The sequence below is a fragment of the Staphylococcus sp. McC-251-APC-3A2 genome, from assembly GCF_009695665.1.
In the GTDB taxonomy this organism is placed as follows: Bacteria; Bacillota; Bacilli; order Staphylococcales; family Staphylococcaceae; genus Staphylococcus; species Staphylococcus cohnii.
In genome coordinates this window covers 20,341-33,426 of record NZ_VUNO01000009.1, presented here as the reverse complement: position 1 = coordinate 33,426, position 13,086 = coordinate 20,341, and the positions used below count along the sequence as shown (strand labels likewise).

The following is a 13,086-nucleotide window of genomic DNA, read 5'->3' as shown; positions in this document are numbered from 1 at the left end:
ATAATTTATTAGGTTTATTTAAGCCTACTCTTATTTGATTAAATAAATCAGCTTGAGTTAATTCTTTTTTTATTTTGGATAGTTTATTTGGACTACTAATATTTAAAATAGACTTAAGCTTTTCATTGGTATAAATAAAAAATATATCTCCATTTTTATCTACCCAATTATTTCTTATAGATAAATCTAAACGATCTCTTAGTATTGACCAAGTTATTTTTGCATCATTAGACAATTTAGTATATTTAGGATTCGTAAAAAACACTTTAGGTAATTGATAAAATTTCTCTTTTTGGAGTTCTTTAATATTAAAGTTGGACATACAAAAAACCTCTTTCATATTTAAATTTCTAAAAGAGGTAATAAAAAAGCTATAAGTAAGTTTATATGTATTCGACTTGCACTAATAATTCTTAGTATATATAATAAGAATATAACAACTATATAAACAAACAAATCACTTGTTTTATTACCGAAGAAACCTGACTATTCCCGTAGTTGGGTTTCTTTTATATATATTTATATTAACACTTTTAAAAGTTTTGTTAAATTGTTTATATACATTTAGATGTATGCATTTTCAAAGAAGGATAAAACTTCGTATAATGGGTTTATATGGATGCGTCGTATAACGTCGTACAAACGCTTATACAACAAGTATAAAGAGCATATAACCCCTATATAACTATAATGAGCACCTATACATATAACCCCATATACTTATACGTATAAGTATATGGGGTTATATGTATAATGGGTTATATATCCTTGTTTTTGCAAGTATAATGGCTGTATAATGATATAGATGTTATGTATATAACTATATGGAGGGCGTTATATGAAGAGTATGAAGGAAATTGCCGATGAATTAAACGTCACAAAAATGACTGTTTATAATAATGCTAAAAAAGCAAATGTGAAATTTCAAAAGGTTGATAACGTAAATTACTTATCAAGTGAAGATGAAATTATAGTGGTAAACCGAATAAGAAAAAATCAAAATAAGCATGATGATTTTGAAAATGAAAAAAAAGAAGAAGCTAAACCTAATAATGATAATCTGGTGAAAGATGAGACAATAAAACATTTATATAACCAGGTAGATATATATAAAGAACAATCAAATAGAGATAAAGAGCAAATAAATACACTTAATAGACTTTTAGAGAATCAACAAGTTCTGGCATTAGAGAGTAATAAAAAGATTCAAAAATTAGAGAATCAATTAGAAGAAGAACGACAGCTTAATTATTCTTTTGATACAACGACTAATGATAGACAAAACGTCAATGCGCAAGAAGCAACATTTACCGAAGAATCTAAAGATATTAATCAAGAACAAGAAGATGAACAGCCAACAGAAGTACAACATAAAGATGTAGCTGAAGAGAAAAAGGATGACAGTACAAACGAAGAAGTATTAGCAAAAGATGATAATCCATCTGAAGAAATAGAGAGTGAGACTGTTGATAGGGGAGAACAGACCCCTAAAAAAGGTTTTTGGAGTCGTTTATTTGGTAACTAATTGTAATTAAAAAGGCACGACAAGTTTATGAACTTGTCGTGCCTTTTTATGTGAATCGAACTTCTGATAATCATCGATTATGTTAATAAATGCAAAATCAAACAGAACTTTTTTAATGTTAGCAACAATTTTTATTACCATTTTCTTTTTTCTCATTATTTTCGTCTTTTTTGTCTGTTTTCTCTTCAATTTCAACTGAACAACATGACTGTTCTTGAGGTTTTAATTTTTTTAATGCGTCTTTGATACCCATTTACTTCACCTCCTTAAATGATTAAGTTAACAACTAGACCAGTAGCAATAGCTACGACTAAAATTGCTATAACAAAAGATATTACAAATTTCTTTTTAAATAATTTCGATAACAATACAACTTCAGGAATACTTGCTCCTGCGCCACCTATAATTAATGCTACGACTGTTCCCAGTGACATACCTTTAGATACTAAAGCTTCAGCTATAGGAAGCATTGTTTCTGGTCTAATATACATAGGTATACCAATAACAGAAGCAATAATAACAGAGATAATACTATCACCACTCGCATATTGTGTTATAAAGGTTTCTGGAATAAATCCATAAATAAATGCCCCAATAAATACACCAATAATTAAATAAGGTAACATTGGATATAGGAAAGCCCAAGCATCATTTAGCGCTTGCTTAACACGAGATCCTGATTTATTAGTGAAAAATCCATCACCTTTGACATTAACGCCTTTATAACTCTCTGCTAAATTCATTTTTGAAAAAACAAGGCCAGTTAAAATGCTGAATATCGCTAATACAACAAAATAAACAACAGCAACTTTCCACCCTAATAAAATCCATAGCATAAATATCATGAGTGGATTCATGAGTGGCGAAGCGATTAAGAAACTCATAGCTGGACCAAACGGAACTTTAGAGTTTAACAAACCTGCAAGTATAGGAATAGTAGAACAAGAACAAAATGGTGTAATAGCACCAAAAATCATTCCTAATACATAGTTGGTTGCTTTATTTGGTTTGCTTAAAAGCTTTTGTATTTTATCTTCTGATACTACTTGTTGAATTAAACTTACAATAAAACTTACAACTATAAATAATGCTAACAATTCAAAAAATAACATTAAAAATGTTTTTATGAATTCGATGATTGAATCTGTCATTAGTATAACTCCTCTGAATTTATTTAATCAATTTTTTTTGATATATAAATTAAAAAAAGTTGATTAATATGATGTGTAAGAAGATAAATCCTATAATATTTTACAGCAAGTATCTTCAGTTAATACAACTTGAATTTGTGCTTCATTGATTTTGTAGTAGTTCCAAGTACCGTATTTTTCAGGTATTAAAATCTGTGCACTTACTAGTTTTTTTAAATGATATGAAATTTTAGATTGTTTTAAATCTAATAACTCCTCTAAGTCGCATACACATAGTGATTTATTAGGGCTTTGACTAATTTGATTAAGTATTTTTAATCTATTTTTGTCAGCAAGTGCATTAAACATGCTTTCATAAAAAGCTAATTGTTCATCTTCATTCATATCAGTTTTTGCTTTAATAACTTCCATAAAAAGAACACCTCTTTTTTATAATATTTGATTAGAGTTTATATTATTTTTATTTCAATTCTTGTATTGCTTGTTTGTAGTTATTTTCTGTTGATTCACCATACTGATGAATATTACCTTTAAAGAACTCCTTCTCCATATATATTGTAGCTTCTTTTAAAGTGACTTCTCTTGATACCATAACAAGATTTAAATAACTTACAAAGTAACCAACAGATAAAGTACTTGCGTGGTTTACTCGCAATCAGGCACACCTCCTTATTGTCTAAATAATTTTATTCCATTTAATATATCAATTTTTTTTGATATATTAAATATAAATCAATATATACATTATTGCAAGATTAAAAAACTATAATTTCACATAAACTTAGACATGCTCCACAGCAATAGTAAAAATATTTTCTTCCTAACTATATTATTAGAAACTCAAATTAAGTTAAATTTTAAAAATCCAAATCAATACATAGACACTAATCTATATAGATGCTAATCTATGGTAGTAAAATAATTAATGAGGTGAGTATAATGTTAAATATTGAAATATACGAAGAAGCTATGTGCTGTTCTACTGGCGTATGTGGTCCAGAACCGGATGAAACACTAATAAAGACGAACCAAATCAATGAATATTTAAAACAAAATCAAATAGAAGTTCAACGTTATAATATGAGTAATAATCCGAATGAATTTATTAAAAATAAAGAAGCTATTCGTTTAATTCAAGAAAAAGGTAATGAAGTTTTACCAATCACTTTTATAGAAGGCAATATAGCTAAAACGGGTACTTATATTACCCAAGAAGAAGCCGATGAAATTATTACGGTTAATCAGATGAGAAATGGAGGATGCTGTGGTGGAGATGGATGCTGTTAAATACTTAAATAAATTGAATTTAGATAATGTTGAGTTAACAAAATATTTGTTTTTTACTGGTAAAGGTGGCGTAGGCAAAACGACGATATCAAGTTCTATTGCTTTAAACTTAGCAGAGAATGGAAAGAAAGTAGCTTTAGTAAGTACTGATCCAGCTAGTAATTTACAAGATGTATTTCAAATGGAATTATCTAATAAATTAACTACATATCAACCTATACCTAATCTCTCTATAGCCAATTTTGACCCGATTGCTGCTGCAGACGATTATAAAGCACAAGCTATAGAACCTTATGAGGGTATTCTACCAGAAGATGTGCTTTCTGAGATGAAAGAACAGTTAAGTGGTTCGTGTACAGTTGAAGTAGCAGCATTTAATGAATTTACAAATTTTTTATCCGATAAAACTTTAGAACAAGAATTTGATTTCATTATATTTGATACAGCTCCAACAGGTCACACCTTGAGAATGCTTGAATTACCTTCTGCATGGACAGATTATTTAAATACAACGAGTAATGACGCTTCTTGCTTAGGTCAATTATCGGGTTTAAATGAAAATAGAGGTAAATATAATTCAGCACTTGAAAAACTACGTAACCAAGACGATACGACCATGATCTTAGTTGCGAAACCTAACCACTCTTCTATATATGAAATTCAAAGAGCGCAACAAGAATTACAACAACTATCAATTTCTAAATTCAAAGTAGTCATTAACAACTATATAGAAGAAAGTCACGGTTTAATTTCGAGTCAGATGAAATCAGAACAAGATAAAAACATTAATCATTTTACTGAATGGTTAAATAACAATCATGCTTATTACGTTCCATATAAAAAGCAGAAAGAAGAAGGTATAGAAAGTTTAACTAATCTATTAAATGATGATAACTTAATTGAAAATGATGACTTTATTGTTGAAGATCATCCGCAATTCAATAAATTAATAGATGAAATTGAAAATAGTAAAGTTCAATATTTATTTACAATGGGAAAAGGTGGCGTTGGTAAAACGACAGTAGCAACGCAATTAGCTACAGAATTATCTAATAAAGGACATCGTATTCTTTTAGCAACGACTGACCCTACTAAAGAAATTAATGTTGAAACCACAAGTAATTTAAATACTGCTTATATTGATGAAGAACAAGCATTAGAAAAGTATAAAAAAGAAATATTAGCCACAGTGAATGATGATACACCACAAGACGATATTGATTATATTATGGAAGATTTAAAATCACCTTGTACAGAAGAAATAGCATTTTTCAAAGCCTTTAGTGACATTATGGAGAATCAAGAAGACATGGATTACGTAATTGTAGATACAGCTCCTACAGGCCATACCTTGTTGTTACTTGATTCTAGTGAAAATCACCATAAAGAACTAAAGAAAAAATCAACTCAAACTACCAGTAATGTTGAAACGTTATTACCTAAAATTCAAAATCAAGATTTAACACAGATGATAATCGTAACACTAGCAGAAAAAACACCTTATTTAGAATCTAAACGTTTAGTAGAAGATTTAAATAGAGCCGATATAGGACATAATTGGTGGGTCGTTAATCAATCATTAGTTACGCTAAATCAACGTGATGACCTTTTTAGTAACAAAAAAGAAGATGAATCGATTTGGATAAACAAGATTAAAAATGAAAGTCTTAATAATTACTTTGTCATACCTTATGGAGGGTTAGAATAATGAAAAAAATTGTTATCATTGGTTCAGTTGCTGCCGGTACGAGTGTCGCGGCTAAAGCAAGAAGAAATAGTGAAGATGTTGAAATTACCGTTTTTGATAAAGGTAGTGATATTTCGTATTCCGTATGTGGTATCCCCTACTATATAGGAGGTAATGTATCTGATATTGATGAACTCACGCCACGAAATGCTAAATGGTTTAAAGAACGCTTTAATATAGATATTTATACAGAATATGAAGTGAATAAGATAAATGATAGTGATCAAACAATAACAGTTACTAATTTAGTAAATGATGAAAAGATGATTCAAAAATATGACGAATTAGTATTAGCAACAGGTTCATCGCCTAAAGAACTCCCTCAATTAAATAGCGAAGAATATAATAATGTGTTTAAAGTTAAAAATATTAATGATGCCAAAGCAATTTATAATTATATTAATGACCATGATGTTCAGAATATAACAATCGTTGGCGGTGGATTTATTGGTTTAGAGATGTTAGAACAATTATCTAATTACAACACTTCAATTGTTCAACGTAACACTTTTATGCCTCATTTAGACTACGATATGAGTTTTATGATTCAAGAATATATTGAAGATAAAGCTAACGTATATACCTATAATGAAATTGACATTATTGATTATGATGAGAATCATACGATAAATAGAGTCAGCTTAAAAACTGGCGAATTAATTGATACAGACTTAATCATTATTGGGATTGGTGTCACACCAAATACTAAATTAGCTAAAGAAATTGGTATTAATATTGGAGAATCTGGAGCAATACAAACCAATAAGTATTTGGAAACAAATATTCCTCATATATATGCAATTGGTGATGCAGCAGAAAGTTATAATTTAATTACTGGTAATCCTATATATAGACCGCTAGGTTCTACAGCAAATAAAATGGGTCGTATTTTAGGAGATCGATTAACTGGTGGAAATCTAGAACATAAAGGCATTTTAGGCACAGGCATTGTCCGTATCTTTGATATGACAATTGCCCAGACAGGTTTAACCGAAAAAGAAGCTGTTGAGTTAGAAATTGATATTGATGTATTACACAATGTGAAACCGAATCGTCCAGAATATATGCAAGGTCAAGAAATGGTAATTAAAGCTATATTTGATAAAAATAATTCTAAATTACTTGGTGCGCAAATAGTTGGGTATGAGGGCGTAGACAAGAGAATTGATGTACTAGCTACTGCTATAACATTTGGTGCCAAAGCAGAAGATTTATTTCATTTAGATTTAGCATATGCACCTCCTTTTTCTACAACTAAAGATCCTGTTATTTATACAGGGATGATTGGTCACAATATTACTCGGGGACGTAAAATTATAACGCCTGAAGAAGTCGTAAAACAAAAAAATGATTTATTGATTTTAGATGTACGTTCTCCAAAGCAATTTGAAGTTGATCATGTTGATGGAGCGATTAACGTCCCATTGAAAACGTTGAGAAGTTATGCAAAAACGTTAGATGAAAATCAAACAATCGTGACTTATTGTAATAAAGGTACTACTGGTAATGCTGCACAAAACGTACTTATTAATTTAGGCTTTAAACAAGTATATAATTTATCAGGTGGCAATAAAAATTATCAACGATATAAAAGATTTCAAGTAGAAAGGGAGAAGAAAAATTGAATTATAATGAGATATCACAATACTTGAAAGTGATTGCTGATAGTAGCCGTCTTGAAATATTAGATTTGTTATCTTGTGGTGAATTATGCGCTTGTGATTTATTAGAGCATTTTTCTTTTTCTCAACCCACATTAAGTCATCATATGAAAGTATTAAAAGACAATAATTTAATTACATCCAGAAAAGATGGTAATAAAAATTTATACAAATTGAATCATGACGTATTGGATGACGTTACATCACGACTGACTCTATTGAGTTCCAGTACTGTCCCATGTATATGTGAAACAGTAGAGAAAGGTGAGTGTTAATGATGACGATATTAGCAATCACAATATTTGTATTAACGTTAATTTTTGTTATATGGCAACCTAAAGGTCTAGATATTGGTATTACTGCATTAATTGGTGCTGTAGTTGCTATAATCACTGGCGTTGTAAGCTTTTCAGACGTACTAGAAGTTACTGGAATTGTTTGGAATGCGACCTTAACTTTTGTTGCAGTTATTCTTATTTCACTCATATTAGATGAAATTGGCTTCTTTGAATGGTCTGCTATACATATGGTGAGAGCATCAAAAGGTAGCGGATTGAAAATGTTTATCTTTATCATGCTATTAGGTTCAGTTGTAGCAGCTTTCTTCGCAAATGATGGAGCAGCTTTAATACTTACTCCTATTGTTTTAGCTATGGTTCGTAGTTTAGGATTTGATAAAAAAGCGATATTTCCATTTATTATTGCTAGTGGTTTTATAGCTGATTCTACATCATTACCGCTCATTGTCAGTAATTTAGTTAATATTGTTTCCGCAGATTATTTCGATATTGGATTTATTGAATACTTCAGTAAAATGATTATACCTAATATATTCTCATTGATCGCAAGTATTCTTGTTTTATGGTTATATTTTAGAAAGTCTATTCCAAAAACATTTAATGCAGTAAACATTAGAGAACCAAGAGAAGCGATTAAAGATAAAAAACTTTTTAACATCTCGTGGATCGTACTTGGTATATTACTCATTGGTTATTTAATAAGTGAGTTTATAAATATTCCAGTATCCATTATTGCTGGTATCATTGCTTTAATATTTGTATTATTAGCGCGTAAATCTAAAGCCGTGCATACGAAACAAGTAATTAAAGGTGCGCCATGGAATATTGTTTTATTCTCCATTGGTATGTATCTCGTCGTATTTGGTTTGAAAAACGTGGGCATTACAACACTTCTTGGTGATGTACTAACAAACATTTCAAGTTATGGCTTATTTAGCAGCATTATGGGTATGGGCTTTGTAGCTGCATTCCTATCCTCTATTATGAATAACATGCCAACCGTTTTAATAGATGCAATAGCAATTGGTCAATCGAGTGCTACAGGAATATTAAAAGAAGGTATGATTTATGCGAATATTATCGGATCTGATTTGGGGCCTAAGATAACACCAATTGGTTCGTTAGCCACACTTCTTTGGTTACACGTACTAACTCAAAAAGGTGTCAAGATTTCTTGGGGAACCTATTTTAAGACCGGAATTATTATCACAATCCCTGTTTTATTTGTAACCCTATTAGGTCTATATTTAACACTAATAATTTTTTAAAAGAGAGGTAATAATAAATGGATAAGAAAACAATTTACTTTATATGTACTGGTAATTCTTGTCGTAGTCAAATGGCTGAGGGCTGGGGAAGAGAAATACTCGGCGAAGAATGGAATGTTTACTCAGCAGGTATCGAAACGCATGGCGTAAATCCTAAGGCGATAGAAGCTATGAAAGAAGTGGATATTGACATATCAAACCATACTTCTGATTTAATTGATAATAAAATTTTAAGACAATCAGACCTAGTTGTTACACTTTGTAGTGATGCTGATGAGAATTGTCCAGTCATCCCGCCTAATGTAAAAAAAGAACATTGGGGCTTTGATGACCCAGCAGGTAAATCTTGGTCAGAATTTCAACGTGTAAGAGATGAAATAGGTCAAAAGATCAAGCAATTTTATGATAATTAAGTTAATATAAAATTCAAAAACAGAGGATAAGCATTGTTATATGTGCTTATCCTCTGTTTTATATAATGATATTTGCTGCTTACCTTTTTCTGTTAGTTCTGCATATATTGTTGTGCCACATATAGGAAAACACCCATTGTAGAATAACTCTATATTTTTTGCTAAATCTTGCCTCGCTATGCTTTCAAGTGCTAATAAAAAATTTTTTCGCTTACATCTAAAGTTTTAAAATCTACACTTTATTCTTCTCTAATCGATAACAGTACATTATACACTAAATCTTGTTTTAACAACGTTCATCACCTCTTATTTATCTAGATGACGATACAAGGTTGCTCTACTTATATTTGTCTGTTCTTTTATCTCATATACATCTCAATAGCATCTCTAAGGTTATTATCATCGCGTTTGGGTCTACCTAAAGTTTTTCCTTTTTTTGCGTAATTTTCTAATCCTGCTCGTGTTCTAAATTTAACGATGTCACTTTGAAAGTCTGTAATATTATGTAATATTTCTAGAAATTCCCCTTTGATATCTTTATAAATATATCGATTTAAATTGATTACATATAAAGATATTTCCTCTTGTGAAAGATAATCTAATATATCTACTAAATGCTTCGTAGAATCTGCAAGTATACATAAATCCGTAATATATAACTTATCACCCGTCACTAGTTTCTTGCTTAAAAGAACATCTAATTCATTTCTATTTTTATTATTAGCATGAATTTCTTCAACAATTTCATTTGTATGGGTTTCGATTTTCTTTTTTTGTTCGTTTTTGAGACTAGAATTTTATGCCCTACTTACTTCTTTTATTTTCATTCAAATATTTGCTTGCATGATGAGTCGAAAATGGTTATGATATATTCAAATAAATATTTGAATGAAGATGGGATGATAATATGAAAAAGAAAGATACTTGTGAAATTTTTTGTTATGACGAAGAAAAGGTTAATCGAATACAAGGGGATTTACAAACAGTTGATATTTCTGGTGTTAGCCAAATGTTAAAGGCTATTGCCGATGAAAATAGAGCAAAAATTACTTACGCTCTGTGTCAGGATGAAGAGTTGTGTGTTTGTGATATAGCAAATATCTTAGGTGTTACGATAGCAAATGCATCTCATCATTTACGTACGCTTTATAAGCAAGGGGTGGTCAACTTTAGAAAAGAAGGAAAACTAGCTTTCTATTCTTTAGATGATGAACATATCAGGCAGATAATGATGATCGCCCTAGCACATAAGAAAGAAGTGAAGGTCAATGTCTGAACAAAAGGTTAAACTAATGGAAGAAGAAATGAACGTCTATCGGGTCCAAGGATTTTCATGTGCAAATTGTGCAGGAAAGTTTGAGAAAAATGTTAAAAAGATTCCAGGCGTTCAGGACGCAAAAGTAAATTTTGGAGCTTCAAAAATTGATGTCTTCGGCAGTGCAACTGTTGAAGAACTAGAAAAGGCTGGTGCTTTTGAAAATCTTAAAGTGGCACCAGAGAAACCTAAAAGACGGGTAGAACCTGTGGTAATTAAAGATAAAAACGTTTACCGTGTGGAAGGATTTTCCTGCGCAAATTGTGCGGGGAAGTTTGAAAAAAATGTAAAACAAATAGCTGGAGTTGAGGATGCAAAAGTAAACTTTGGCGCTTCTAAAATTGATGTATATGGAAATGCATCGGTTGAAGAACTTGAAAAAGCAGGTGCTTTTGAGAATCTAAAAGTATCTCCTGAAAAACTAGCGAATCAAACGATACAAAGGGTTAAAGATGACACTAAGGCTCATAAAGAAGAGAAAACACCATTTTATAAAAAACATAGTACATTGCTGTTTGCCACACTATTAATTGCTTTTGGTTACCTTTCTCACTTTGTAAATGGAGAAGATAACCTCGTAACTTCCATGTTATTTGTAGGTTCTATTGTAATTGGCGGATATTCATTATTTAAAGTCGGTTTTCAAAATTTGATACGCTTTGATTTCGACATGAAAACCCTGATGACCGTTGCCGTTATTGGAGCTGCCATTATTGGTGAATGGGCAGAGGCATCTATTGTTGTTATTCTCTTTGCAATCAGTGAAGCACTTGAACGCTTCTCTATGGACAGAGCAAGACAATCCATACGTTCATTGATGGATATCGCCCCAAAAGAAGCACTAGTTAGACGAAATGGTCAGGAAATAATAATCCATGTGGACGATATCGCTGTGGGTGATATCATGATTGTCAAACCAGGGGAGAAAATTGCCATGGATGGAATCATTGTGAATGGCTTGTCGGCTGTCAATCAGGCAGCTATAACAGGAGAATCTGTTCCCGTCTCCAAAGCGGTAGATGACGAAGTATTTGCAGGTACGCTTAACGAAGAGGGACTAATTGAAGTAAAAATCACCAAATACGTAGAAGATACAACCATTGCCAAGATTATTCATCTTGTTGAAGAAGCACAAGGGGAGCGTGCTCCAGCCCAAGCATTCGTTGATAAATTTGCGAAATACTACACTCCGATCATTATGGTTATTGCAGCCTTGGTTGCAGTCGTTCCACCCCTATTCTTTGGTGGCAGTTGGGATACATGGGTTTATCAAGGATTAGCAGTTCTTGTAGTTGGATGTCCTTGTGCATTAGTTATTTCTACTCCAATCTCGATTGTCTCGGCAATTGGAAATGCAGCGAAAAAAGGTGTGTTGGTTAAAGGTGGTGTCTATCTCGAGAAATTAGGAGCCATTAAGACAGTCGCATTTGATAAAACAGGAACACTGACAAAAGGTGTACCAGTGGTAACAGATTTTGAAGTATTAAATGACCAAGTGGAAGAAAAAGAGCTATTCTCTACCATTACAGCTTTAGAATATCGTTCACAACATCCACTTGCTTCAGCAATAATGAAAAAGGCAGAGCAAGATAATATCCCTTATTCTAATGTACAAGTGGAAGAATTCACTTCGATTACTGGGCGAGGTATAAAAGGGATTGTAAACGGAACTACTTACTATATTGGAAGCCCAAAACTTTTCAAGGAATTAAATGTTTCCGATTTTAGCCTTGGGTTTGAAAACAATGTGAAAATCCTACAAAACCAAGGAAAAACAGCCATGATTATTGGAACGGAAAAAACAATTCTCGGCGTAATTGCCGTTGCAGATGAGGTTCGTGAAACAAGTAAAAATGTGATTCAAAAACTTCATCAGTTAGGTATCAAGCAAACAATTATGCTGACAGGTGATAATCAAGGTACTGCAAATGCAATCGGTACACATGTAGGCGTTTCTGATATTCAGTCTGAATTGATGCCACAGGATAAATTAGATTATATTAAAAAAATGCAATCGGAGTATGATAATGTAGCTATGATTGGCGATGGCGTTAATGATGCTCCAGCACTTGCTGCATCTACTGTTGGAATTGCAATGGGCGGTGCTGGAACGGATACTGCAATTGAAACAGCTGATATTGCATTAATGGGAGATGATTTAAGTAAGCTTCCATTTGCAGTAAGACTCAGTCGAAAAACTTTAAATATCATTAAAGCTAACATCACTTTTGCTATCGGAATTAAAATAATTGCCTTACTATTAGTTATCCCGGGATGGTTAACCCTTTGGATAGCGATTCTTTCCGATATGGGAGCTACTATTTTGGTAGCATTAAATAGTTTACGACTGATGAGAGTGAAGGATAAATAGGTAGAAAACAGAATAGTAAGGTCACGCTGTGCGCAATTCAAGGGGGGCT

Annotated in this window: 14 protein-coding genes and 1 pseudogene; 9 read left to right on the top strand and 6 right to left on the bottom strand. The window is 31.7% G+C overall.

Going from position 1 to position 13,086, the window contains the following annotated elements:
* The coding region (locus tag FYJ81_RS12440; protein ID WP_195837329.1) for a replication initiator protein A at nt 1-322 on the bottom strand (322 nt) is incomplete at its 3' end.
* A gap of 516 nt (nt 323-838) precedes the next feature.
* On the opposite strand from FYJ81_RS12440, the gene FYJ81_RS12435 reads away from it, so the two are divergent.
* Nucleotides 839-1,525, top strand: a complete 687-nt coding sequence (locus FYJ81_RS12435) for a DUF536 domain-containing protein (RefSeq protein ID WP_065367596.1) — start codon at nt 839-841, stop codon at nt 1,523-1,525.
* Between the two features lie 118 nt (nt 1,526-1,643).
* On the opposite strand, the gene FYJ81_RS12430 is transcribed toward FYJ81_RS12435, so the two are convergent.
* From FYJ81_RS12430 to FYJ81_RS12415, 4 genes are all read right to left on the bottom strand, one after another.
* On the bottom strand, nt 1,644-1,778 hold the full coding sequence (locus FYJ81_RS12430; RefSeq protein ID WP_002509686.1) for a hypothetical protein: 135 nt from the start codon (nt 1,776-1,778) through the stop codon (nt 1,644-1,646).
* Between the two features lie 13 nt (nt 1,779-1,791).
* Entirely contained in the window at nt 1,792-2,676 is an 885-nt protein-coding gene (locus FYJ81_RS12425; protein ID WP_119530591.1) for a permease, read from the bottom strand.
* A gap of 90 nt (nt 2,677-2,766) precedes the next feature.
* Nucleotides 2,767-3,087 (bottom strand): ArsR/SmtB family transcription factor, encoded by a 321-nt coding sequence (locus tag FYJ81_RS12420; RefSeq protein WP_002509688.1) that lies wholly within the window; start codon nt 3,085-3,087, stop codon nt 2,767-2,769.
* A gap of 49 nt (nt 3,088-3,136) precedes the next feature.
* On the bottom strand, nt 3,137-3,331 hold the full coding sequence (locus FYJ81_RS12415) for a hypothetical protein (protein WP_002509689.1): 195 nt from the start codon (nt 3,329-3,331) through the stop codon (nt 3,137-3,139).
* Between the two features lie 284 nt (nt 3,332-3,615).
* Between FYJ81_RS12415 and arsD the strand changes: the two genes are divergently transcribed.
* The 6 genes from arsD to arsC are packed head-to-tail and all read left to right on the top strand — an operon-like array spanning nt 3,616 to nt 9,351.
* On the top strand, nt 3,616-3,963 hold the full coding sequence (gene arsD / locus FYJ81_RS12410; protein ID WP_013730043.1) for an arsenite efflux transporter metallochaperone ArsD: 348 nt from the start codon (nt 3,616-3,618) through the stop codon (nt 3,961-3,963).
* Complete coding sequence (arsA, locus tag FYJ81_RS12405) at nt 3,950-5,671, top strand: arsenical pump-driving ATPase (protein ID WP_173020196.1); 1,722 nt, start codon at nt 3,950-3,952, stop codon at nt 5,669-5,671. The genes arsD and arsA overlap by 14 nt, the downstream gene beginning before the upstream one ends.
* Nucleotides 5,671-7,335: an FAD-dependent oxidoreductase gene (locus tag FYJ81_RS12400; RefSeq protein WP_046466206.1), complete on the top strand. Its 1,665-nt coding sequence runs from the start codon at nt 5,671-5,673 to the stop codon at nt 7,333-7,335. Before arsA ends, FYJ81_RS12400 begins: the two co-directional genes overlap by 1 nt.
* Nucleotides 7,332-7,646 (top strand): ArsR/SmtB family transcription factor, encoded by a 315-nt coding sequence (locus FYJ81_RS12395; RefSeq protein ID WP_002509693.1) that lies wholly within the window; start codon nt 7,332-7,334, stop codon nt 7,644-7,646. Before FYJ81_RS12400 ends, FYJ81_RS12395 begins: the two co-directional genes overlap by 4 nt.
* Nucleotides 7,646-8,938, top strand: coding sequence for an arsenite efflux transporter membrane subunit ArsB (gene arsB, locus FYJ81_RS12390; RefSeq protein WP_002509694.1), 1,293 nt, complete (start codon nt 7,646-7,648; stop codon nt 8,936-8,938). The genes FYJ81_RS12395 and arsB overlap by 1 nt, the downstream gene beginning before the upstream one ends.
* A 17-nt stretch (nt 8,939-8,955) precedes the next feature.
* Nucleotides 8,956-9,351 (top strand): arsenate reductase (thioredoxin), encoded by a 396-nt coding sequence (gene arsC, locus FYJ81_RS12385; RefSeq protein ID WP_002509695.1) that lies wholly within the window; start codon nt 8,956-8,958, stop codon nt 9,349-9,351.
* 306 nt (nt 9,352-9,657) lie between these two features.
* Here the strand turns inward: arsC and FYJ81_RS12380 are convergent.
* Nucleotides 9,658-10,133 (bottom strand): annotated as a pseudogene (locus tag FYJ81_RS12380) (recombinase family protein); the annotation flags it as partial.
* Nucleotides 10,134-10,258: 125 nt separating this feature from the next.
* Here FYJ81_RS12380 and cadC point away from each other — a divergent pair.
* Nucleotides 10,259-10,627 (top strand): Cd(II)/Pb(II)/Zn(II)-sensing metalloregulatory transcriptional repressor CadC, encoded by a 369-nt coding sequence (cadC, locus tag FYJ81_RS12375; RefSeq protein WP_011304078.1) that lies wholly within the window; start codon nt 10,259-10,261, stop codon nt 10,625-10,627.
* Entirely contained in the window at nt 10,620-13,037 is a 2,418-nt protein-coding gene (locus tag FYJ81_RS12370; RefSeq protein ID WP_019467776.1) for a cadmium-translocating P-type ATPase CadA, read from the top strand. Before cadC ends, FYJ81_RS12370 begins: the two co-directional genes overlap by 8 nt.
* Nucleotides 13,038-13,086 lie beyond the last annotated feature (49 nt).